The sequence below is a fragment of the Mucilaginibacter sp. genome, assembly GCF_041660805.1.
In the GTDB taxonomy this organism is placed as follows: Bacteria; Bacteroidota; Bacteroidia; order Sphingobacteriales; family Sphingobacteriaceae; genus Mucilaginibacter.
The window spans coordinates 106,793-130,735 of sequence record NZ_JBAZVP010000009.1; the positions used below are offsets into that span (position 1 = coordinate 106,793).

The 23,943-nt window shown below is 40.7% G+C and carries 17 protein-coding genes; 8 read left to right on the forward strand and 9 right to left on the reverse strand.

Annotated features, from left to right (window positions below):
* Positions 1–107 precede the first annotated feature (107 nt).
* Together WC743_RS13740 and WC743_RS13745 are read right to left on the reverse strand one after the other, a co-directional pair.
* Entirely contained in the window at positions 108–1,451 is a 1,344-nt protein-coding gene (locus WC743_RS13740; RefSeq protein ID WP_373012598.1) for an efflux RND transporter periplasmic adaptor subunit, read from the reverse strand.
* Positions 1,452–1,475: 24 nt separating this feature from the next.
* Positions 1,476–2,831, reverse strand: a complete 1,356-nt coding sequence (locus WC743_RS13745) for a TolC family protein (protein WP_373012600.1) — start codon at positions 2,829–2,831, stop codon at positions 1,476–1,478.
* A gap of 93 nt (positions 2,832–2,924) precedes the next feature.
* On the opposite strand from WC743_RS13745, the gene WC743_RS13750 reads away from it, so the two are divergent.
* From WC743_RS13750 to WC743_RS13760, 3 genes are all read left to right on the forward strand, one after another.
* Entirely contained in the window at positions 2,925–3,548 is a 624-nt protein-coding gene (locus WC743_RS13750) for a polysaccharide deacetylase family protein (RefSeq protein WP_373012602.1), read from the forward strand.
* A gap of 128 nt (positions 3,549–3,676) precedes the next feature.
* A complete protein-coding gene (locus WC743_RS13755) occupies positions 3,677–4,780 on the forward strand; it encodes a sorbosone dehydrogenase family protein (RefSeq protein WP_373012604.1) in 1,104 nt (367 codons plus the stop codon).
* Positions 4,781–4,979: 199 nt separating this feature from the next.
* On the forward strand, positions 4,980–7,247 hold the full coding sequence (locus tag WC743_RS13760; protein WP_373012606.1) for an aconitate hydratase: 2,268 nt from the start codon (positions 4,980–4,982) through the stop codon (positions 7,245–7,247).
* A gap of 381 nt (positions 7,248–7,628) precedes the next feature.
* Here WC743_RS13760 and WC743_RS13765 read toward each other — a convergent pair whose 3' ends face one another.
* The 3 genes from WC743_RS13765 to uvrA all read right to left on the reverse strand — a co-directional run bounded on the left by WC743_RS13765 (position 7,629) and on the right by uvrA (position 12,707).
* Positions 7,629–8,828: an MFS transporter gene (locus WC743_RS13765; protein ID WP_373012608.1), complete on the reverse strand. Its 1,200-nt coding sequence runs from the start codon at positions 8,826–8,828 to the stop codon at positions 7,629–7,631.
* Positions 8,829–8,900: 72 nt separating this feature from the next.
* Positions 8,901–9,176 carry a helix-turn-helix transcriptional regulator gene (locus WC743_RS13770; RefSeq protein ID WP_299465804.1) on the reverse strand — a complete coding sequence of 92 codons (276 nt, stop codon included), beginning with the start codon at positions 9,174–9,176 and terminating at the stop codon, positions 8,901–8,903.
* 540 nt (positions 9,177–9,716) lie between these two features.
* Positions 9,717–12,707 (reverse strand): excinuclease ABC subunit UvrA, encoded by a 2,991-nt coding sequence (gene uvrA / locus WC743_RS13775; RefSeq protein WP_373012610.1) that lies wholly within the window; start codon positions 12,705–12,707, stop codon positions 9,717–9,719.
* 459 nt (positions 12,708–13,166) lie between these two features.
* On the opposite strand from uvrA, the gene WC743_RS13780 reads away from it, so the two are divergent.
* The 4 genes from WC743_RS13780 (at position 13,167) to recA (ending at position 16,283) form a co-directional block, all read left to right on the forward strand.
* The gene (locus WC743_RS13780; RefSeq protein WP_373012612.1) at positions 13,167–13,751 is read left to right on the forward strand and encodes an RNA polymerase sigma factor; all 585 of its coding nucleotides are present in this window, start codon (positions 13,167–13,169) and stop codon (positions 13,749–13,751) included.
* Positions 13,752–14,029: 278 nt separating this feature from the next.
* Positions 14,030–14,227: a hypothetical protein gene (locus WC743_RS13785; RefSeq protein ID WP_373012613.1), complete on the forward strand. Its 198-nt coding sequence runs from the start codon at positions 14,030–14,032 to the stop codon at positions 14,225–14,227.
* A 176-nt stretch (positions 14,228–14,403) separates the two neighbouring features.
* Complete coding sequence (gene nth / locus WC743_RS13790; protein ID WP_373012615.1) at positions 14,404–15,165, forward strand: endonuclease III; 762 nt, start codon at positions 14,404–14,406, stop codon at positions 15,163–15,165.
* Positions 15,166–15,275: 110 nt separating this feature from the next.
* Entirely contained in the window at positions 15,276–16,283 is a 1,008-nt protein-coding gene (gene recA / locus WC743_RS13795) for a recombinase RecA (protein WP_373012616.1), read from the forward strand.
* Positions 16,284–16,339: 56 nt separating this feature from the next.
* Here recA and WC743_RS13800 read toward each other — a convergent pair whose 3' ends face one another.
* The 3 genes from WC743_RS13800 to tsaD all read right to left on the reverse strand — a co-directional run bounded on the left by WC743_RS13800 (position 16,340) and on the right by tsaD (position 18,025).
* The gene (locus WC743_RS13800; RefSeq protein ID WP_373012617.1) at positions 16,340–16,729 is read right to left on the reverse strand and encodes a contact-dependent growth inhibition system immunity protein; all 390 of its coding nucleotides are present in this window, start codon (positions 16,727–16,729) and stop codon (positions 16,340–16,342) included.
* Positions 16,730–16,736: 7 nt separating this feature from the next.
* Positions 16,737–16,907 carry a hypothetical protein gene (locus tag WC743_RS13805; RefSeq protein ID WP_373012619.1) on the reverse strand — a complete coding sequence of 57 codons (171 nt, stop codon included), beginning with the start codon at positions 16,905–16,907 and terminating at the stop codon, positions 16,737–16,739.
* Positions 16,908–17,023: 116 nt separating this feature from the next.
* Positions 17,024–18,025: a tRNA (adenosine(37)-N6)-threonylcarbamoyltransferase complex transferase subunit TsaD gene (gene tsaD / locus WC743_RS13810; protein ID WP_373012620.1), complete on the reverse strand. Its 1,002-nt coding sequence runs from the start codon at positions 18,023–18,025 to the stop codon at positions 17,024–17,026.
* A gap of 169 nt (positions 18,026–18,194) precedes the next feature.
* Between tsaD and WC743_RS13815 the strand changes: the two genes are divergently transcribed.
* Complete coding sequence (locus WC743_RS13815; RefSeq protein ID WP_373012622.1) at positions 18,195–22,661, forward strand: translocation/assembly module TamB domain-containing protein; 4,467 nt, start codon at positions 18,195–18,197, stop codon at positions 22,659–22,661.
* On the opposite strand, the gene WC743_RS13820 is transcribed toward WC743_RS13815, so the two are convergent.
* Entirely contained in the window at positions 22,658–23,863 is a 1,206-nt protein-coding gene (locus tag WC743_RS13820; protein WP_373012624.1) for a bifunctional 3,4-dihydroxy-2-butanone-4-phosphate synthase/GTP cyclohydrolase II, read from the reverse strand. The genes WC743_RS13815 and WC743_RS13820 overlap by 4 nt on opposite strands.
* Between the last annotated feature and the right edge of the window lie 80 nt (positions 23,864–23,943).

The following is a 23,943-nucleotide window of genomic DNA, read 5'->3' on the forward strand; positions in this document are numbered from 1 at the left end:
ACAAGCTTGAAACAAGAGAAAGGACAAAAGATAAGGGAAGCAGGCTTAAACCATACTTCCCTTATCTTTTGTCCTTCGTCCTTAAATCTTTCTTGCCTTAAGAAAGATTAGTCTTTTTTAGCTTCGCCGCTAAATAATTTTGATTTATCTACTTTCTCAACTACCATAGCATCCTTCAAAGTTTTTGAAATAGCTGCAAATGGCGCCGCTACAACCTCTTCACCGCTTTTTAAACCGCTTAATACCTGTATGTAGGTATCATCCTGAATACCGGTGGTAACAGCAACCTGTTTAACCTTCCCTGCAGAATAAACAAAAACGTACTCTTTTACCGGAGGTGTACTTGCGGTGGTCTTTTTATCGTCTGTCGCTTTTGAATTATCTGTCACAACAGGTTTTTTCTCGTCGCGGGTGGTTACTGATTGTATTGGCACAGATAACGCGTTTACATGGTTGGTTCGTATATCAACAGTTGCTGTCAATCCCGGGCGGAATGGTGAATGGTTTTCCGCGTTCTTTTTCAACAGATCAATATATGACTGTGCAGTAATGCGTACCTTAACAGTAAAGTTGGTTACCTGGTCTGCGTTAGTACCTACCACATTAGCAGAGCTGCCTATTTCAATAACTTCACCTTCAAATTTCTTACCTAAAAAGGCATCAATCTCAATTTTGGCTTTGTTACCTACACCAATGCGGTTAATATCGTTTTCATTCACATCAACATTTACATCCATTTTGGTCAGATCAGATATGGTCATGATCTCGGTACCGGCAAATTGTTGTGTACCCAAAACGCGTTCGCCTTTTTCAATTGATAGTTTTGATACCACGCCGTCAACCGGTGAATAAATGGTTGTTTTGGCAAGGTTATCCTGTGCTTCCTTAACCGATGCTGATGATTGGGCTAAACCGTAGTTTGAACCTATCACGTTTTGCTTTGCAGCTTCAAGCGATGCCTTTGCACCTTCATAGTTAGCTTTCGCCTGCTCAAACTCGGCTACAGTTAATACTTTTTTATCAAAAAGCTCTTTGCTCCGTTTGTATATTGATGCCTGGTTAGCAAAAGTAGCTTCAGATTGTTTTAGCATTTGCGATGAGTTACCTACGCTTGCCCTTTGTGTGTTGTATGATGCCACTGCGCGGTCATAGCCTGATTTTAATATATCAGGGCGGATCTTACAAAGCAGCTGGCCTTTTTTAACCACATCACCTTCTTTAATAGGCAATTCAACCACCTCGCCTGATACTTCAGGGCTTATCTTAACTTCAACGTGTGGTTTAATCTTTCCGCTGGCAGATACCGTTTCATTTATCTCACGGCTTTCAGCTTTTTCAGTAGCCACCTGTGTTAATTTTGGTTTACCTATTATACCGGTTGCTTTGGCAATAATTAGTATTACAATTAAAGCGCCAAGGCTTATCAAAATATATTTAGTAGTTTTTCCCATGATATTGTTTCAGGATTATATGTTTTAAAGTTTAATAGGGTTTCCCAGATAGTAATCAATTATTTTGCTTCTGAACACAACTTCATACTTAGCCTGTATCAGATCAAACTGCGATTTGTTAAGGTTTGTTAGTGAGGTGTTATAATCAAGCGAGTTCACCAGCCCTACGTTATACCTTTGCTGTATTACGTTAAAGGCTTCTTTATTGGCCTCGTAGGTTTGCTGTGTCGATACGTATTTTTTATCAGCTGCCCTTACATCCCAAACTGCCTGATAAATTATTTTACCCAGATTGGTGCGGGCTAATTGTGCGGTTACTTCAGCATTTTCTAAAGATATTCTTGCTTTACGTACAGATGTACGTGCTGTAAAACGGCCAAATATGGGTATTTGCAAGCTAACACCAGCGCTTTGGTTAAAGTTATCTTTCAGTTGTGTAAAGAACGGATAATTACCGCCGCCTAATAATTTACGTGCATCAGAATAATTTGAACCAGCCTGGCCAAATAACACTATGCTTGGGTAATAACTACCTTTTGCAATACTAATTCTTTGAGCTGCAACTTTCTGACGGGCCTCGGCAAGGTTAATATCCGGGTTAACAGATAATGCCGTTTTTAATACCGATTCCGGATCAAATACTGTGCTTATGTCCCTTAATTTGCTAATGTCGGGTTTTTCAATAGTTATATTTGTTGATGGAGGCATCTCCATATATTGTTTTAGGGTCAATACAGATAATTCATATTGATTTTCGGCAGTAGTATAGTTAAGGTCAGCAGTTGATAATTGAGCCTTGGCCTGCGAAAGATCTGCAAGTGTTTGGTTACCGGCATCGTAGCTTTTTTGAGCCCTATCCAACGTTATTTTAGCAATATCAATTTGCTGTAAAGCTGCGGCAACCAAATCCTGATTGGTTAGTACACTTAAATAGGTAGTAACTACATTCAGTATTAAATCGTTCTTTACTTTAGCAGTGCTGCTACGGTCTGCATCCAGTTGTAACCTGTTAGTAATTATTTGGTTACGTAACTGCCCTCCCTGAAAAATAGTTAGTTGCGATGAAGCATTACCACTTAACGCGAAGATACGCTGGTTAATGAACTGGTTGGTTGAGGGGTCAATATTACGGCCGAAATTGAATGATGCCTGCGGGCCTGCCGTTAAATTTGGCAGCAAATTATACTTTGATTGCTTTAGGTCCTGATCAGTAAGCGCCTCCGTAAATAGCGACTGCTTAATGGTTAAATTGCGCTCAAGCGTAAGATCAATAGCTTTTTGCAGGGTTATTACTTCTTGTGCCTGGGCATTTAAATTAAATATTGAAAATAATATAAAGCAAGCAATAGTTACTTTTGATTTTGGTAATTTTAGTTTCATGATAAGTTGGTATACAATTCTAAGTAACTGGTAATTACTTTGCAAGCTTTATTTTTTTTAAATATAAATGAAACATTCTAACTTCTTAGATGCATGTATCTGGTAAAAACGCCCTGGCTGCTTAAAAAGCTGTATCCTAACTTAGTATGGAGCGCCAGGCCGGCTACCCGCTGCATTTATTTGACTTTTGACGACGGCCCTATACCCATTGTTACACCATTTGTGTTAAATATTTTAAAAAAGCATAATGCAAAGGCTACTTTCTTTTGTATTGGCGATAATGTAAACAAACATACTGATGTTTTTGAACAGATAAAAGCCGGGGGCCATGCTATTGGCAACCACACTTTCAATCACTTAAAAGGCTGGATCACAGAAAACAATACTTATCTTGATAATTTTTTGCAGACTGATAAATTATTGAATACATCCCTCTTCCGTCCCCCATATGGGCGTATTAAAAGGGCACAAATAAAACTGCTGAAAAGCGCCCGCCCCGGTCTTAAAATTATTATGTGGGATGTGCTCAGCGGTGACTTTGACACCAGCCTAAGCCCCGAAGCTTGTTTGAAGAATGTGCTAAAACATACCCGGGCTGGTTCTATTGTTGTGTTTCATGATAGCCTGAAAGCTTTTGACCGGTTAGAATATGTTTTGCCAAGGGCTTTGGAATATTGGAGTAAAGAAGGGTATAGTTTTAGCGCGCTAACTCCCTAAAGACAGACTAAGCTCTTTGCCGGCTAAGATGATGCGATAATAGACAAGCTTAATCCACTGGTTTTTTACAACAATTCTACTCCTTTCCTGTTAAATAATTATCCCCCACTTACTTAACAATTTAGCACATGAAAACATTGATAATTTTCGCCGCTATTTTTAGTGTGGTAGTTTTTATTACCTGCAAGAAAGGCACAAGTAAATCTGATGATACCCAAACAGAGGTAACCCTTACCGACAAAATACTTACCCCCAATTTAAACTACCCCTGGGAAATTTTATGGGGACCAGACAGTAAGCTATGGATAACCGAACGCGATGGCAAAATTAGCCGTGTAGATCCCGCAACCGGCGCTGTTACGCCTTTGTTAACCATTGGCGAAGTTGTATCGCAAGGCGAAGGCGGCCTGCTGGGCATGGTATTACACCCGGATTTTAGCACTACTCCTGAAGTATTTGTAGCCTATAATTATCTTAAGAGCGGAACATATACCAAAAAGGTAGTGAAATTTACCTATAACGGCACAACACTTATTAATCCTCAGGTTCTGCTGGATAACATTCCGGCATCCAGTATCCATAATGGCACCCGCCTGGCCATATCACCTGATAAAAAGCTTTACATTACCAGTGGCGATGCTTCGGTATCATCGAGGGCGCAGGATAAATCAAATTTTGCAGGTAAAATTCAACGCATTAATTTGGATGGCAGCATCCCGGCAGATAACCCGATAGCGGGTAGTACGCTTTGGAGTTTTGGTCACCGCAACCCACAGGGACTGGTATTTGTGAACAACCGCCTTTACAGCTCAGAACATGGAAGCGGTACTGACGACGAGATCAATATCATACAAAAAGGCCGTAATTTTGGCTGGCCAAATGTAGAGGGATTTTGCAATACCGGTGACGAGCGCGCTTTTTGCACTACCAATAATGTGGTTGAACCCATTTTTGCATGGTCGCCAACCATCGCACCATCGGGGATTGATTATTATAATAATGATGCCATCCCTCAATGGAAAAACTCTTTGCTACTAGCAATATTAAAGGATTCAGAATTATTGCAAATAAAGTTAAATACCGCAGGCGATAAGGTGGAAGTGGTAAATACTTTTTATAAAAACACTTATGGCCGTATGCGCGATGTTGCCATATCGCCAGATGGTAAAGTTTATATTATAACAAGCAACGGGGGCAACGACAAAATAATTGAAGTAAGTAAAGGGCAGTAGGCGATTTTGTACCAAACAGTTATTAGTTTGAAAATACAATAATGAGACCGCTAACTGACCAGTAAGTTATTTAGAACATATCCAAATAACAATTGTACAAACCTCTGACTTTAATAGCTGTTTATATTTTGTAAATTCGCGGCTATACCGGAAACGGTTAACCATAAGTCCTTTTTTACTACACTAAAAATCAAACAACATGGCTTTTGATTTAGACATGATCAAAAAAGTTTATGATCGCTACAGCACCCGCGTGGATGCTGCCCGTAAAGCGACCGGTAAACATCTTACTTTAACCGAAAAAATATTATACGCTCACCTTACCGAAGGCGATGCTAAACGTGCTTTTGAACGTGGTACCGACTACGTTGACTTTGCACCAGACCGCGTGGCTATGCAGGATGCTACCGCCCAGATGGCACTGCTGCAGTTTATGCAGGCTGGCCGTCCGCAGGTGGCTGTACCTTCAACCGTACATTGCGATCACTTAATACAGGCTAAAGTTGGCGCTGTTGCCGATTTAAATACTGCTATTGATATAAACAGGGAAGTTTACGATTTCCTTTCATCTGTATCTGATAAATATGGTATCGGTTTCTGGAAAGCCGGTGCAGGTATCATTCACCAGGTAGTATTAGAAAACTATGCTTTCCCTGGTGGTATGATGATAGGTACCGACTCACACACACCTAATGCAGGTGGTTTGGGTATGGTTGCCATTGGTGTTGGCGGTGCTGATGCTTGTGATGTTATGGCCGGCTTGCCATGGGAGCTAAAATTCCCTAAACTTATTGGTGTTAAATTAACCGGTAAACTTTCCGGCTGGACATCAGCTAAAGACGTTATCTTAAAAGTAGCAGGTATCCTTACTGTTAAAGGTGGTACTGGTGCTATTGTTGAATATTTTGGCGAAGGTGCACGTTCACTTTCTGCAACAGGTAAAGGTACTATCTGTAACATGGGTGCCGAAATTGGCGCGACCACTTCTATCTTTGGTTACGACGAAAAAATTGCTGCTTACTTAAGAGGCACCCAACGTGCCGAAGTTGCTGATATGGCTGATGCTGTTGCAGCACACTTAACCGGTGACGACGAGGTTTACGCTAACCCTGAGCAATATTTTGACCAGGTTATTGAAATCAACTTATCAGAATTAGAACCACACGTTAACGGTCCGTTCACTCCTGATTTAGCATGGCCTATATCTAAATTCGCTACAGCTGTACGTGAAAATAACTGGCCTACTACATTAGAGGTTGGTTTGATAGGTTCTTGTACCAATTCATCATACGAAGACATTACCCGTTCGGCATCTATTGCTAAACAGGCTATTGATAAAAATTTACAAACCAAGGCTGAGTTCACTATTACCCCGGGATCAGAACTGGTACGTTACACTGTTGAGCGAGATGGTTACTTAGGTACTTTCGAAAGCATGGGCGGTGTAGTATTGGCTAATGCCTGCGGCCCTTGTATTGGCCAATGGGCACGTCATACTGATGACCCTACGCGCAAAAACTCTATCATCACATCGTTTAACCGTAACTTCGCTAAACGCCAGGATGGTAACCCTAACACACACGCGTTTGTTGCCTCTCCGGAGATTGTTACCGCGTTTGTTATAGCTGGTGATTTAACTTTCAATCCGCTTACCGATACGTTGACCAACAAAAACGGCGAGCAGGTTAAATTTGATGAGCCTGAAGGTATTGAAATGCCGATAAGGGGTTATGCTGTTGAGGATGCCGGTTACCAGGCCCCTGCCGAAGATGGCAGCCAGGTACAGGTTTTGGTTAGCCCAACATCATCACGTTTACAATTACTGGAGCCATTCTCTGCGTGGGAAGGCACCGACATTACCGGCTTAAAGCTTTTGATTAAAGCCCGCGGTAAATGTACTACCGACCATATTTCTATGGCAGGCCCATGGTTGAAGTTCCGTGGCCACCTGGACAACATATCAAACAATATGCTGATAGGTGCTATCAACTACTTTAACAACACTGCTGATAGCGTTAAAAACGAACTGAGCGGCGAGTACGGTCCGGTTCCGGCTACACAGCGCGATTATAAAGCACATGGTATTGGATCAATAGTAGTAGGCGACGAAAACTACGGCGAAGGCTCATCACGTGAGCACGCAGCTATGGAGCCACGTCACTTAGGCGTACGTGCCATATTGGTAAAATCATTTGCCCGTATCCACGAAACCAACCTTAAAAAACAAGGTATGTTAGGTATCACCTTTGCAGATACCAACGATTACGAGAAAATACAGGAAGACGATACTATTGATATTACAGGCTTAACAACTTTTGCCCCAGGCAAACAGTTAACTGTAGTATTACACCACAGCGATGGTACAACAGAATCATTCCCGGTAAACCATACATACAACGCTCAGCAAATTGAGTGGTTTAAAGCAGGCGGTGCGTTGAATATCATCCGCAGGCAAATGGTGTCTTAAATTATTTCGAATATCGGATTTTCGATTTCGAATTTAAATATTGCAAAAAGCCTTCCCAATTGGGGAGGCTTTTTTGGTAGGGGTTGAGTGGTGCGGATGACACCGATCACAGGCTAAGTGTTCACGTTCACCACCGTGAACGCCGTGAACATAGTTAAATAACTGACAATCAGCTATCAATAATATTGATACTGACAAATTAGCGCCACCATGGGATATGTCAAAAACCATTAGTGTAGTATCGATTTATCCCAACCTGTTTTTATACGGAACAAAACGGGACAAGCTTTAAATTTTCAATTATATATCTCCCCGCTTTCCGCGCCCTAAACAGGCCGAAATAATGGCGAAAAAGGGTTGAAAAAGTCGTTCTTTTCCCTTTTATTCGCAAACCAACTCTTCAGATTTCAGTTCAGGTTCAGCTACCGCCTTAACTACTGGTTGCTTCTTAGTCCCGGTTATAAAGCTGAGGCCCAATGCTAATAAAAGCAACGGCACCGTTACCCAAATAACCTCATGAATGCCAAACCTCATAATAATAAAGCCACCTAACAAAGTCCCTAAAGTAATACCGGCGTTAAAAAAGGATGGCAGCAGGCTATTCACAAAATCGAGCGAGGGGCCGTGGATACCATTAATAACCAAAAGGTTGGCTACCAAAAAACCTCCGGTATGTATCAGTCCCCATACCGAAAGGATAAATACCATGGAGATAAAGCCCCCGCCAAACTGGTAAGCCAGGATATGCATTACCACCAGTAATAATAAAAACACACGGCTGGTTAATTGAATATTTTTGCTCAGCAAAACACCTGTAAGCCAGTTACCCAGTATGCCTGCGCCACCAAATACCAGCAGCATAATGCTGATCTGTGTGCCGCTCATATGCGAAACTTTAGCTAGATATTCGGCCAGGTACCCATAGGTAGCAAACATACCCGCAAGTATTACAACGCATATTAAAAATTTCACCCACAGTTGGGTGCTGCTTAATATTTTCAACTGATTTTTAGGGTTTGCAGCCTGCTCGTCAACCGGCATCGACGGCGAATAAATAGCCAGCGCACCAAACGCTATCAGGTTAATAAAAGCCGACAGCACAAATGATGCCTGCCAACTAAATAAGTTGGCAATATAAGTAGTAAGCGGCACCCCTATTACGGTGGCTACACTTAGGCCGGCCATTACAATGGCTATAGCTTTAGGCGCATCCTTTGGCCCTGCCTGTTTAGACGCGGCTGTCATGGATACAGCCCAAAACACCGGATGTAAAAAAGCGGGCAAGATACGGGCCGCCATCAATACAGTAAAATTAGGCGCAATTGCCGAAATAAGATTGGAAACCACAAATATGGCCAGCACCAAACACATGGCCGTTTTACGGTTCACCTTTGCCATAAGCATATTGGTAAAGGGGCCGGTCACAGCTACAGTTAGGGCAAACATGCTAAGCAGCAGGCCCGCGGTGTCAATTGAAATATTAAACTCTTTTACCAATTGAGGTAATATGCCAATAACTCCAAATTCTGTGGTAATAATACCAAAGGCGCCCAAAGCCATTATGTAGATAGATTTTTTCATAGGTTTATTTATATATTTGAATGTTTCTATGTATTTGTCGATAGTACTCTATACTGATATTTAAAATAGATGCTAGTCTTTTAATTCGTTGAGGCTGGCTATATAGTCGTTAAGCACCTGCTGATTAAGCACGTACTTTAGGTTCCGCCCCTCTTTTTTTGGTAATAGCAAGTCGGCATCTACCAATTGTTTTATGTGGTGCGAAACAGAAGGCTGAGTCATGTCCAGCAGATCATTGATCTCCGCGCAGTACAGGCAATCCTTTTTCTTCTTAAATTCCTGTAAAATGGCAATGCGGCTTGCATCGCTCAACGCCCGGGAAATTTTTTCTATTTTTTTATTGTCCATTATCTTAGCTGACGATAAGCCGTGGCTCACAATCATTAGCAGACACAAAGGTATAAAAACATTAATACATAGAAACATTTCTATGTATTAATAAATAATTATGACATTCCGTCCATGTAACAAATGTATTTCATAATTATTTAGAATATCGGATTTTCAATTTCGAATTGAAATATTGCAAAAAGCCTCCCGAGTGGGGAGGCTTTTTTGGTGGGGTTGAGTGGTGCGGATGACACCGACCACAGGCTAAGTGTTCACGTTCACCACCGTGAACGCCCGTTAACATAGTTAAATAACTGATAATCAGATATCAATAATATTGATACTGACAAATTAGCGCCACCATGGGGTATGTCAAAAACCATTAGTGTAGTATCGATTTATCCCAACCTGCCGCAAGTTTAGCGCAGTATAACTCGTGGAAATCATGGCTTAAGCCTCCGGCTTACATCAGCTAAAAGCTGTTACTATGCAAACCACGGGCTTTCAGCCCGTGGTTTGCATAGTAACATTCTGCTCCCCCTTCAGGGGGCCGGGGGGTTAAAACCTTTCCTTCAAAAACTTGCCGGTGTAGCTATCTTCAACTTTTATCAGGTCTTCGGGTGTGCCTTCAAATACTACTTTACCGCCTCGGTCGCCACCTTCGGGACCAATGTCTATTACCCAGTCGGCACATTTTATAACATCCATGTTATGTTCAATAACAATAATAGTGTTACCATGCTCTAACAGGGCATCAAATGATTTCAGCAGTTTCTTAATATCGGCAAAATGCAGGCCTGTTGTAGGCTCATCAAAAATGAACAGGGTTTTATGTGTGTTGTTACCTTTCACCAGGAAAGATGCCAGCTTTATACGCTGTGCCTCGCCTCCTGATAATGTATTTGACGATTGGCCTAACTGCACATATCCCAAACCAACATCAACCAAAGGCTTTATTTTATTGATGATCTTAGGCTCTTTAGCAAAGAACTCCAAACCCTCGTCAATGGTCATCTCCAGCACTTCAGATACATTTTTATCCTGATAGGTAATATCTAAAATGTGTTGTTTAAAACGCTTACCATTACAGGCTTCGCACGTTAAAAAGATATCAGCCATAAACTGCATTTCAATCTTCACCTCGCCTTCGCCCTGGCAAACATCACAACGGCCACCTTCAACATTAAAAGAGAATGCCGATGGTTTTAGTCCGGCAGCTTTAGCAACAGGCAAGGCAGCATACAGGTTACGGATCTCGTCCCAGGCCTTAACATAAGTAACCGGGTTTGATCGTGACGAACGGCCAATCGGGTTCTGGTCAACCAGTTCTACCTGTTCTATTTTAGAATAATCGCCTTCAATACTATCATAGGCACCGGTTTGGTCGCCACTGTAGTTACCCAATGTTTTTTGCAGGGCAGGTGCCAATATCCGTTTAACCAAACTGGTTTTGCCCGAACCCGATACACCCGTTACCACAGTAAGCACCCCTAACGGGAATTTAGCATTGGCATGCTTTAAATTATTTTCGCGGGCGCCTTTAATCTCTATAAAATCGTTCCATTTACGCCTGCTTGTTGGTATTGCAATTTCTTCGCGGCCGCTCAGATATTTACCGGTTAAACTTTTATCATCAACAATGATCTGGTCATATGTACCGGTGAAGATCAGATTACCGCCATGCGTACCTGCTTCCGGGCCAATATCAATGATATAGTCGGCGGCTTTCATTATCTCTTCCTCGTGTTCAACCACCAAAACGGTATTACCCACGTCACGTAATGACCGCAGTACGGTTATCAAGCGTTGCGTGTCGCGCGGGTGCAAGCCTATACTTGGTTCATCCAATACATAAACTGAGCCCACTAAACTGCTCCCTAAAGAAGTAGCCAGGTTAATACGTTGAGATTCGCCACCTGATAAGGTGTTAGACAAACGGTTAAGCGTTAAATAGCTTAAGCCTACATCATTTAAAAAACTCAGGCGATTAGTTATCTCCAGCAGCAGGCGCTTACCTACCTTAATATCGGTTTCGTTCAGCTTTAAATTGCTGAAAAAATCCAGCGCTTTATCTAATGGCATCAGCACCACATCTGTGATAGACATGCCATCTATTTTTACATATGATGCATCTTTACGTAAACGGCTGCCCTTACACTCCGGGCAGGTAGTTTTCCCACGATAACGGGATAACAGTACACGGTATTGAATTTTATAGGTCTGCTCCTCCATTTCTTTGAAGAAAGCATCCAGTCCGCGGAAATATTGGTTACCTGTCCACAATAAGCGTTGCTGCTCTTCGGTCAACTGGTTATATTGGCGATGGATAGGAAAATCAAACTTCAACGAATTCTTTACCAACACCTCGTTCCATTCGCGCATTTTTTCGCCACGCCATGGGGCAATAGCGCCCTCGTAAACTGTTTTACTTTTATCGGGGATAACAAGGTCCTCGTCAATGCCGATAACCTTGCCGTAGCCTTCGCATTTTTTGCAGGCACCGTAAGGGTTGTTAAAGCTGAAAAAGTTTGGTGACGGCTCTTCAAAACGCATATCATCCAACTCAAAACGGTCGCAGAAGAAACGCTCTGCTTCAGTATCCTCAGAAGTCCTCTCCTCTGGAGAGGATTTAGGTGAGGCTTCTTCCGGCTGGCGGTAACGTACATAACAATCTCCCTTACCCTCAAAAAAGGCGGTTTGTATACTGTCGCCTAAACGGCTTATGGTTTCGTCCTCTTCGTTCTTAGTGATCCGGTCAATAACAATCCGTACCGGTAATTTGTGCGTAGTAAGCGACATATTACGGGTAGTTTCATCGCTTTCGGCCTGTTGTTTATCAGCCTCGGCTTTTGCATCACTTTCGGCTTTCGCTTTCTTGCTTTTAGCCTTCGGTTTTACGCTTTCAACCTCGTCTTCAATTAACAGTAAATTATTATTGATGCTCTCATCTTCAAGCATCTCTTCAATGCGGGAGAGTTTGCCGTTATACTCCACCCTTACAAATCCCTTTTGCAGCAACACAGCAAGCTCTTCTTTTAAGCTTCGGTTGTTATGCGGATGCAGCGGGCAAAGTATGGTTACCTGCGTATCATCGGGCATGGCGGTAATAAAGTTGATAACATCGGTCACCGAATCTTTTTTTACTATCCCGCCAGATATGGGTGAAATGGTTTTACCGATACGCGAGAACAACAACTTTAAGTAATCGTAAATTTCGGTAGATGTGCCTACGGTTGATCGTGGATTACTGGTAATTACCTTCTGCTCAATGGCTATTGCCGGGGCTATACCCTTAATATAGTCAACATCGGGTTTATTCATCCGGCCCAGAAACTGGCGGGCGTATGATGAAAGGCTCTCTACATAACGGCGCTGGCCTTCGGCATATAAAGTATCAAATGCAAGGGAAGATTTACCCGAGCCCGACATGCCGGTAATCACTACAAGTTTATTTTTAGGGATGGCCACATCCATGTTTTTAAGGTTGTGCACCCTTGCCCCTTTTATGATGATATGATGTTGCGGATCTTTTTCTGCTTCTTTAATCATTAGTATCTTTTGCTCATTATTGGCGGTTCATAATAAAATTGTTACACATGAATTAAACTTTCAGATATATTTCAGTCCAACTGTTTAAGGAGTTAAAATCTAAATCCTAAAACCGTTCTTGAATATTTATCTTAAAAAGGGTTTAAAACAATTAAATGTGTTTTCATTTACTCTGAACCATATTTCGGAATGCAAAAATCCTAAAATATTTAGCGTTATCCAAATAGGTTTAAGTATTAGTAAGTGGTTTATAAGTGATTAGTGAAATACTTTGCATTTTGCTGACAGAAATTTATTTTTGCCAATGCACAAGATACCCCGTTAAAAAATATTTGTTTTTATTTTTTAAGATTATTATATTTGAGGGTAACAATTTCTTAACCCTAAAAGAAACGATATAGATAGAACTCTACATTTAATAACGACAAAAATTTTAATTTAGTTTATTAGTAGCTTTCTATGGATTTTCAATTGAAAAGTGATCAGGATCTAATCCATCTGTATATTGCCGGCGATGAGGCTGGGCTTGTAGAGTTAATACGGCGATATCAATCAAAAATTTACACTTCTATTTATCTGCTTGTTAAAGACGAAGCTTTAGCTGAAGATATTTTCCAGGATACATTTATTAAAGTAATCAACACGCTAAAAGCAGGAAAGTATAACGAAGAAGGCAAGTTTTTACCATGGGTAACCCGCATTGGCCATAACCTGGTAATAGACCATTTCCGCCGTGAAAAACGCGCGCCTATGGTAACCAATGGTGACGACTTTGATATTTTTGAAGTACTGGGCCATTATGATGAAAGTGCCGAAGACCGCCTGGTGCGCGAGCAAACCCATAAGGACCTTAAAACTTTGATACAATTATTGCCATCTGAACAGAAAGAGGTATTAATTATGCGCCATTTTGGCGACATGAGCTTTAAGGAAATTGCCGACGTTACCGATGTAAGTATCAACACCGCTTTGGGCCGTATGCGCTACGCGCTTAATAACCTGCGCAAGATGATGCAAGGCAAAGAAATGAGTTTAAAAAATTAAATAGCAAACCACACTATTATTAAATAAGAGCCGTTGATTATTCAATGGCTCTTATTATTTTGGAAGCTTTTTTTAGCCAAAACATCACTGTGAAATGAAGAAATTTAGTGTTATGCCTGAATGTTGTTATTCGTGTCAAAATAACACAATAAATAATTGTTTTCGTCAACATAATCAAATAGTTAGCATAACCGTAAAAAATTTCATTAAATTTTCATTTTCGCAAAATATTCACATAAAACTTCCGTTATTTAGTATAAATTAACAAATGATAGCTTATGGGTGAAACCTTTACATCAAATTTTAATGCGGTCACTAACAAAGCTCAAGTGAAAGAATCGGTGGTACAAGAAAATCTGGAAGCGGACGCAGTGATATTCTATCACTCTATCCGTGCTGATTTGGATCTTTTAAAGAAAAAGCCAAAACTGCAGACCATTCACCACATCCTTGATTATTCAAAGAGCTTGCGTTAAGTACTACCGCCCGTCAAGTACTGGTTCATAGATCACACAGCCGGCAATAGCCTAAAGTTTGATTTATGAACCTTTCTATTTTAACATAGTTCATTCGTCCATTGATAAATAGTTTAATAATTTTGGCATTTAACCAGTACTCGCCAAATACAAGTACTAAATGAACAATTGAACGAATGCTTAAGGCCGAACGATACCGCCATTTTGTTGATTACTTTATAAAAAACCAACCGACACCGGTTACAGAGCTACATTATAATAACCCATACCAGTTACTGGTGGCAGTTATATTATCAGCACAATGTACCGATAAACGCATTAACCAGGTAACTCCTGCCCTGTTTGAGCGTTTCCCTGATGCCGGATCTTTAGCCCAATCTACTCCCGAAGAGGTCTTCACTTACATCCGAAGTGTGAGTTACCCAAATAATAAGGCCAAACACCTGGCTGGCATGGGCAAAATGCTGGTAGAGGTTTTTAACGGGCAAGTACCCTCTGGTTTAGATGATTTGCAGAAACTGCCGGGCGTTGGCCGCAAAACCGCCAATGTTATTGCATCTGTAATATTTGACGCCCCTGCCATTGCGGTTGATACACACGTTTTTAGGGTAGCAAACCGTATTGGTTTAACCACCCGCGCCCGTACCCCACTGGCTGTAGAGTTGCAGTTAATGGAATACCTGCCAAAAGAGACCCTCGGTGTGGCCCATCACTGGCTCATATTGCATGGCCGTTATATTTGTGTAGCACGCAGCCCCAAATGCGAGATTTGCCCGCTTAGCTGGTTTTGCAAATACTATCAACAAATTAATACCGAAACCGCCCTGCAAAAGGCCGAAGCATTAAAGATAAGGAAGGCAAAAGATGCTAAAAAGAAAAAGGCGTTAAATGTGATGAGTAAGCAGTTGGCCAAACGCAGTGTTGATAAAGATATTTGATTGATACTTTTAGGATAACTAAATTCAACCAATATAAACACAAAACTTTTTACTAAAAATATTAGTATTTTAATAAATAATATTTTATATTTGTTTCACAAAAAATTGAGATGAGCAATACAGATAAAATGAAGGCACTACAGCTTACCCTTGATAAGCTGGAAAAATCATACGGGAAAGGCACTATTATGAAATTGGGCGACTCCGTTATTGAACCTACAGAAGTAATATCAACCGGATCGTTAGGTTTGGATATCGCTTTGGGTGTAGGCGGTTTACCTAAAGGAAGGGTTATTGAAATATACGGCCCGGAATCATCAGGTAAAACTACCCTTGCCATACACGCTATAGCCGAATCACAAAAAAAAGGTGGTATTGCCGCTTTTATTGATGCTGAACATGCCTTCGACAGGTTTTACGCCAAAAAATTGGGTGTTGATGTCGAAAATCTTTTAATATCTCAGCCAGATAACGGTGAGCAGGCTTTAGAGATCGCTGATAACCTTATCCGCTCTGGTGCTATTGATATATTAGTAATTGACTCTGTTGCCGCCTTAGTGCCAAAAGCCGAGATAGAAGGCGAAATGGGCGACTCTAAAATGGGTTTACATGCTCGTTTAATGTCGCAGGCGTTACGTAAGCTTACAGGTACTATCAGCAAAACCGGGTGCTGCTGTATATTTATTAATCAGCTGCGCGATAAAATTGGTGTTATGTTTGGTAACCCCGAAACTACCACCGGTGGTAATGCGCTTAAATTTTATGCTTCGGTACGTTTGGATGTACGCCGTATCTCGCAAATTAAAGATACCGATGAGGTATCAGGTAACCGCGTTAAGGTGAAGATTGTTAAGAATAAAGTAGCGCCGCCTTTCCGTATAGCCGAGTTTGATATTATGTTTGGTGAAGGTATTTCAAAAGCAGGTGAAATTATTGACCTGGGAGTTGAATATAACATCATTAAAAAAGCAGGTTCGTGGTTTAGCTATGGTGAAACCCGCTTAGGCCAGGGTCGCGATGCGGTTAAACAACTAATTTTAGATAACCCTGAATTAGCTGATGAACTGGAAATAAAAATTAAAGCAGCCGTTTCAGGTGAGCAATTAGCAGAAGTTTAAGCTTCTCTTTAATAAATTATTAAAAGCCTTCCTGTAAAATAGGGAGGCTTTTTTACTTAAAATCCCTCTAACAAGCTTAAAGGAACATTTGATTGAAGCAATAAATCTTTGTTGCTTTCAATTAACCCTGCCAATACCGTTAATAAAGCGCCATTCTTACTCCAAAATATTTTATCAACTTTTAGTACTACGGTTAACAGGTCACCGGAATAATAATCGCCCTCAGATAAAATATCTATTTTTAATTGTTCAAGAGCTAAAGGGATCAGATAATTTAAACCTACCTGTTGACCAATCATAACTCTCATGTCTTCAATCGAATATTCATTTAATGGTCGATTGAAGAGTTCAGTGCAACGCTTAATTAAATGAGAAGAATATCCAGGGGCAATAGGTTGTCCTTTTTCAAGGTTTTGTAAAGACTTGAATTTCCAGTTATTCTCCATCCTAATTTTACTTACCGCCGGTTTTCCAATACATGTAAGCAATACAGCCTACAACCATAATGGCCAGCACAATAAGTCCGGTTACACCACGGCGCTTGTCCTGGCGCATTATCCAAACTAAAAATGCTACCAACGGCAGTACAAAAACCGCCCAAAAAATAAATGAAGGAATACTCATTCGATAATTATTGAATTAATGATTTACTGAATTAGTGAGTTTTAAAATGAACGTCAAAAATACTGAATTAAAGAGTAGCTAATCACTAATTCACTAACTCAATAACTCATAAATATTTACATGGGCATTCTTGCTAATGGTGCAATCTGCTGCCCTGCAAACTCGCCTTTTAAAAATTTATAGTAACCGGCAATAGCTATCATAGCAGCATTATCGGTACAATACTCAAATTTAGGTATAAAAACATTCCACCCTTTTTCAGCACCAAGCCTGGTTAAACCCTCCCGCAAACCGGTATTTGCAGATACCCCGCCTGCCAATGCAATGTCTTTGATGTTATACTCGTCGGCAGCGCGCTTTAATTTATTCAACAGGATAGTACTGATCCGTTTCTCTACTGATGCGCATATATCCGGCAGGTTCTCCTGTATAAAATTGGGGTTAGCCTTTACATTATCCCTTATAAAATACAGTATAGCGGTTTTAACACCACTAAAGCTAAAATCAAACCCGGGTATCTGTGGTTCAGGAAATTTATAAGCATCAGGGTTACCACTGCGCGCGTATTTGTCTATTAACGGCCCGCCGGGATATGGCAAGCCTAAGATCTTACTGGTTTTATCCATTGCTTCCCCGGCAGCATCATCAAGTGTTTGGCCAATTACTTCCATCTCAAAATAATCTTTCACCAAAACAATTTGAGTATGCCCGCCAGATACAGTAAGGCACAAGAACGGGAATGCTGGTTTATTTTCGCCAATAAAATGTGCCAGGATATGGGCCTGCATATGGTTAATATCAATAAGCGGAAGGTTTTTTGCCAGCGCAAATGCCTTGGCAAATGATACCCCTACCAATAAAGAACCTAAAAGTCCCGGCCCGCGCGTAAAAGCTACCGCATCAATATCATTTTTGCTTACTTTTGCGTTTAATAATGCTTGTTGTACAGCAGGGACAATATTTTGCTGATGAACCCTTGAGGCAAGCTCAGGGACAACACCACCGTAAGCTTCGTGAATGGTTTGATTAGCAATAACATTGCTTAATATCACACCATCAACACAAACAGACGCTGATGTTTCATCACATGAAGATTCGATTCCTAATATTACAGGCAAAACTTTTTGAGTTAGTGAATTAAATATTAATGAATTAGTGACTAAAAGCAAAACCATTAACGCGTTAAAGCGTATAGCTAGTTCACCAGATCAGTAAGTTCACTAAAATCGGTAATTATTAAACCACAAAGTTATTAAAAAAGTACTCAAAATAGCGTTAGGCATAGTATTGATAATTTTGTTACTGGTAAGCATAGTGTTAGTGCTTATACAGTACGAGCCCGTGCAAACCTGGGCAGCAAAAAAAGCAACTGCTTATTTATCAAAAGAGCTCAATACCACTGTAGATGTAAAGCGTCTTAAAGTTGTACCCTTTTCATCGGTGGTACTGGAGGGATTATATATTTTAGATAAGCAGCAGGACACCTTGCTTAGCACGCCAAAACTCGCGGTTCAGCTTAGCGGCTTCTCTATCTTCAACAGCATAAAAAAGAGGAAAATAAATTTTGAATCTATCCAACTGGATAACGGTTCTTTCTATCTCAAAAAGCTTAAGGATAGTACAACCAACCTGCAATTTGTATTGGATTATTTCAATTCAGGTGCAGATACTACCAAAAAGAAAAGCCAGCCATGGACACTAACCTTTCAGAAAATAGCCGTCAACAATTTTCACTTTAGGTACAAAAACAAGTTACGTGATGCTGTAGTAAACGGAGTAAACTTTAATGATATTGATGTAAGCCATTTCAGCACTATTGTGCGCAATATGGATTTAAGGAACCACCTGTTTAAAGCCCGCATAGGCGGACTGACCCTCCGCGAAAAAAGCGGGTTCTTTGTCAGGAACTTTAATGCCAATGCCACTATTGATACCAACCAGGTATTACTTCAAAACCTGAACATATTAACGCCTAACTCTAACGTAAGGAACTTTTTTAGAATGAAGTTTAAATCGTTCAGCGACTTTGATGATGTAGAGAATAAGGTAAATATGGATGCCGATTTTAAATCGTCGCACTTGTCATCAAAAGATATTGCCTACTTCACCACCTCGTTAGGTAAAATAAATTTCGAACTGGGTGTTAATGGTCGTATCCGCGGAATGGTGAATAATCTCAGAGCCACCAACCTTACAGTAACAGCCGCGCAAGCAACTTTTGTTAAGGGCGATTTTCATTTAACCGGCCTTCCTGATTGGGAAAACACTTTTCTGCAGTTAAAATTTGACCAAATAGCCACCAACAAAAAAGACCTCGACTATTTGTACAGCCACTTTACCGGTAAAAACAACCAGCATGTGCCAGACATTGTAGGGAAGTTTGGCAACATAAACTTTACCGGCAGATTTACCGGCCTGCAAAATGACTTTGTAGCATTTGGTACATTTAAAACATTGCTTGGCCGGTTTGATCCGGATATTAACCTTAAAATTAATAAAGCCGGTGTGCCAAGCTACAGTGGTAAGATACAAACATCAAATTTTGATTTAGGGACATTGCTTAATGATAAAACAATTGGGCGCACTACACTGGCAGCAAATGTAACCGGCCGTGGCGATGACCTTACAACCCTTGCAATAAAAGGCAATGCCAACATCGCTTATATTGATCTTAAAGGATATAACTATACTAACCTGGTTCTTAATGGAGGTTTCGTAAATAAAACAGCAACAGGAAAAATTACCATTAACGACAGAAACCTGAAGCTTGACCTTACCGGAAGCGTTAATCTTAACCCAAAATTACCGGTATATAATTTTGCCGGGACTGTTAATACAGCAAGGCTTAATAAGTTAAAACTGTTAAAGGACACCATTACCTTCAACACCCAAATCAATACAAACTTCTCTGGCAATAGCCTGGAGAACCTGGATGGCCGTATTCTACTTACCAACATACGGATCATAGATCCAAGAAACGACTATGTAGTTGATACCTTATCGCTTAATGCCAATGGCAAAGGCAACGACAGGACCATATCCCTAAAATCTGACATTGCCGACGGAAGTATAAAAGGAAGTTTTGACCTGGCCACACTGCCATCGTACTATAAAACTATAGCCAAAAAGTATATTCCATCGTTAAAAATGGATATAGTTACTCCAAAGCCACAAAACTTTGATTTTTCATTAACCCTCAAAAACCTTGATCCTTTAACGGCTATTTTTATGCCCGAATTGAAAGTGCCTGAACAGGGTACATTTGTGGGTAAATTTAATTCGGAAAACAAAACGGCAACACTAAATGGCTATATTAAAACCATAAAACTAGGTAAGATAGTATTCCACGATTTTATTATTGACGAAAGCACGAGCGATGATTTATTGGGGCTCAACGTATCATTAAGCAGGATTGACTTAACGGATAGCTTATTCATTAAAAACATAAACATAGCCAACTTTTTAAAAAATGATAGTTTAAACTTTAACGTAAAACTATCTGATAAAACAGCCGCCAACCAATTAGATCTTTACGGGCTGGTTCAGTTTGGGCGCGATACAACGGCTAAACTGATGATACTACCATCTGACGTGGTGCTTGAACGCGAGAAATGGAAAATACAGGACCAGGTGAGGATTCGGTTACTGGATGATGGCAAAACCCAGGTATCAGGCTTTGAACTTTCAAATGGCAAGCAAAAAGTTAAAATAAGCGGCCTTATATCTAATAGCCCTGAAGATAAATTGAAGGTGACTTTCGAAAAATTCAGCATGGCTACCTTAAACCAGCTTACAAAAACATCCGGGGTATTACTTAAAGGTTCATTGAATGGAGATGTGCTGTTAAGTTCAATAGCAAAATCGCCGGGAGTGGATGCCAATTTAGGTATCGATTCGCTTACGATGAATAAAACTTTGGTTGGCGATGTAAAGATCAAATCCACCCTTGATAATGAACGTGAAGCTGCAAAAGTTAACCTGAACATTACCAATCATGGTTTAGAGACCATGAACATTGCCGGCATTTATGCCCTTGGCAAAAAAGGCGACAGCGATAACCTTGATTTTGATATAAAGATGGATAAAACAGAGGCCATCATTTTTGAGCCATTTATAAAAGACCTGGTATCAAACCTTAAAGGGACGGTGTCGGCAAACCTTAAGCTGTCGGGCAAGCCATCAAGCCCGTCGCTAAACGGAGATCTGTCATTAAACAATACGGGGGTTACAGTAAACTATCTGAAAACCGCATACACCGTTAACGATAAATTGAATGTTACCAATAGCGTTATCAATATTGATAAAATGGTGCTGAAAGATTACAAAGGAGGTAAGGGCGAAGCTAATGGCAAAGTAGACCTTAACAATATATCAAACCCAACCCTTGATATTACCCTTGATGCCGAAAACCTGATGGCCCTTAACACCACATTTAAGGATAATCATATTTACTATGGAGTTGCTTATGGGAGCGGCAAATTTAGCTTTACCGGCCCGGTAGATAACATGAAGATAGATATTAAGGCCACCACCGGAGAAGGCACCATATTTAATATACCGCTAAACACATCAGTAACCGCCATTGATTATGACTTTATACGTTTTGTAAACCATAATGACACTACTACAAAGGTTGCTGAAAAGATTAATGCGTTTAATGGCATCACCCTGAATTTTGATTTAACTATTGATGAAAAAACAGTTGTAAGAATTGCTACAGACTATGGCATTTTAGAAGGAAGCGGTACAGCCCGAAACCTAAAACTGAACATTAACAGTTTGGGCGATTTTGAAATGTTTGGCGACTTTTTAATTACCACCGGTAAATTTGAATTTACAGCTAAAGATTTTATAAGTAAGAATTTTACCGTTAGCCAGGGAGGTACCATCCGTTGGACGGGCAATCCGTCAAATGCCGAAATAAACCTGAAAGCGTTGTACGAGGTTCGTACCAATATTGCGCCGCTATACACAGCAGCCGGTTTACAATCGCCATTTGGGCCAAAACAGGTATTGGTACAGGCCGAGCTACTGATCACTAAATCACTATTGCAACCAAATATTGATTTTAACTTTAATTTCCCAGTAGAGCCCTCCATTAAGGATGACCTTGTTACTTACCTGTCTGACAATAATAACCGCAGCCAGCAGGCTCTAAGCATCATTGTAAGGCGAAGTTTTGCATCGGGCACTGGCAGCAATTTAACCAACCAGGTGTTGGGTACCGCAAGTGAAGCGGTAAGTGAATTTGCATTTAATAAACTCAACAGCTTTATATCACAATCAAATCTTAAAAACTTTGATTTAAACATACGCTCTCTTAATGATGCCAGTTTAGGTCTCCGGTTTTTTGGTGATCGCCTGCTGCTTAACGGGAATATTTATTCAAATACCGGCACAAGCGATATCTTTAACAACAGACAAAGTTTACTTAATACAGATTTCAGGACTTTAACTAAGGATTTTGAACTACAGTACCTGATTCGTAAAGATGGGAACCTGCGTGCAAGGTACTCTTACCGCGCACTAAACAGTACAACATTAAACACTATTAATGATAATTTAGGTGTGCAATATGTAAACGGCATTGGTTTGGTTTACCAGCGCGATTTTGACACCTTTGGCGAATTCTTAAGAAATATGTTTAGACAGGGCAGGCGCAACAGGGCACCTGTAAGCCCATCACCTACACCGGCAGTTACTACCAAACCGGTAGTAACCGGCGGCCCCGATGATGAAGAAAAAGACGATTAATGCTCACGCATTATCGAATGATCCATTTTATCTCTTTTAGTACGTAAGTAAGCCTCATTATGCGGGTTTGATGCTATCTCAATTGGCAGGTTTTCAACAACTTCTAATCCGTAACCAATAAGCCCGGCACGTTTCTTAGGGTTATTAGTTAACAAACGCATTTTTGAGATACCCAGGCTGCGCAATATTTGAGCACCTATACCGTAATCACGCTGATCCATCTGGAAACCCAGTTTAATATTGGCTTCAACCGTATCCAAACCATTTTCTTGCAGATGATAAGCTTTTAATTTATTTATCAACCCAATACCACGGCCCTCCTGGTTCATGTAAACAATTACACCTTTGCCCTCTTTGCTAATTATCTCCATTGCCTTATGCAACTGCGGGCCGCAATCACAACGGCATGAACCAAAAATATCGCCGGTAACACATGAGCTATGCACCCGCACTAGAATGGGTTCGTTAGGCTCCCACTCACCTTTAACAAGGGCCAGATGGTTTTCGCCGGTATCAAGCTGCGTATAAGCTATCATGTCAAAATCGCCCCATTCGGTAGGCATCTTTACAGATACTTCTTTCTTAACTAATGACTCTGTATCTAAACGGTAAGCGATCAGGTCCTTTATGGAAACAATTTTAAGATCAAACTCTTTAGCCATTACAAGCAACTCCGGCAAACGGGCCATATCACCGTCCTCTTTCATTATTTCACATATAACCCCTGCAGGTTCAAAACCCGCTAATACAGAAAGATCAATAGCCGCTTCGGTATGCCCTGAGCGCCTTAAAACGCCCCCATCCTTAGCTATAAGCGGGAAAATATGCCCGGGCCTGCCCAGGTCTTCAGGTTTTATTGAAGGATCAATTAAAGCTAATGTAGTTTTTGAACGGTCGGTTGCAGATATACCGGTAGTACATCCGTTACCCAACAAATCAACAGAAACCGTAAAATTGGTTTCATGCGAAGTGGTATTTTTGCTCACCATTGGTTCAAGCTCAAGCTCTTGCGCGCGTTTTCTGGTAATAGGGGCGCAAACCAATCCGCGGCCATAACGGGCCATAAAGTTTATGGTCTCTGGCGTGGCATTACGTGCAGCCGTTAAAAAATCGCCCTCGTTCTCACGATCTTCGTCATCAACAACAATTATAGTTTTACCTGCTTTTATAGCCTCAATTGCTTCCGGTATGGTGTTCAGCATTTCTTTTATGTTTGGAGATCAGCTATTGAATTTTCACTTTGCTGATATTACAACAAATTTATACGTTAATTAAATGATAA

Bases quoted from the DNA above. Each gene is read 5' to 3' on its own strand.
- WC743_RS13740 (WP_373012598.1), bottom strand. From the start codon at position 1,451: ATGGGAAAAACTACTAAATATATTTTGATAAGCCTTGGCGCTTTAATT.
- WC743_RS13745 (WP_373012600.1), bottom strand. From the start codon at position 2,831: ATGAAACTAAAATTACCAAAATCAAAAGTAACTATTGCTTGCTTTATA.
- WC743_RS13750 (WP_373012602.1), top strand. From the start codon at position 2,925: ATGTATCTGGTAAAAACGCCCTGGCTGCTTAAAAAGCTGTATCCTAAC.
- WC743_RS13755 (WP_373012604.1), top strand. From the start codon at position 3,677: ATGAAAACATTGATAATTTTCGCCGCTATTTTTAGTGTGGTAGTTTTT.
- WC743_RS13760 (WP_373012606.1), top strand. From the start codon at position 4,980: ATGGCTTTTGATTTAGACATGATCAAAAAAGTTTATGATCGCTACAGC.
- WC743_RS13765 (WP_373012608.1), bottom strand. From the start codon at position 8,828: ATGAAAAAATCTATCTACATAATGGCTTTGGGCGCCTTTGGTATTATT.
- WC743_RS13770 (WP_299465804.1), bottom strand. From the start codon at position 9,176: ATGGACAATAAAAAAATAGAAAAAATTTCCCGGGCGTTGAGCGATGCA.
- uvrA (WP_373012610.1), bottom strand. From the start codon at position 12,707: ATGATTAAAGAAGCAGAAAAAGATCCGCAACATCATATCATCATAAAA.
- WC743_RS13780 (WP_373012612.1), top strand. From the start codon at position 13,167: ATGGATTTTCAATTGAAAAGTGATCAGGATCTAATCCATCTGTATATT.
- WC743_RS13785 (WP_373012613.1), top strand. From the start codon at position 14,030: ATGGGTGAAACCTTTACATCAAATTTTAATGCGGTCACTAACAAAGCT.
- nth (WP_373012615.1), top strand. From the start codon at position 14,404: ATGCTTAAGGCCGAACGATACCGCCATTTTGTTGATTACTTTATAAAA.
- recA (WP_373012616.1), top strand. From the start codon at position 15,276: ATGAGCAATACAGATAAAATGAAGGCACTACAGCTTACCCTTGATAAG.
- WC743_RS13800 (WP_373012617.1), bottom strand. From the start codon at position 16,729: ATGGAGAATAACTGGAAATTCAAGTCTTTACAAAACCTTGAAAAAGGA.
- WC743_RS13805 (WP_373012619.1), bottom strand. From the start codon at position 16,907: ATGAGTATTCCTTCATTTATTTTTTGGGCGGTTTTTGTACTGCCGTTG.
- WC743_RS13820 (WP_373012624.1), bottom strand. From the start codon at position 23,863: ATGCTGAACACCATACCGGAAGCAATTGAGGCTATAAAAGCAGGTAAA.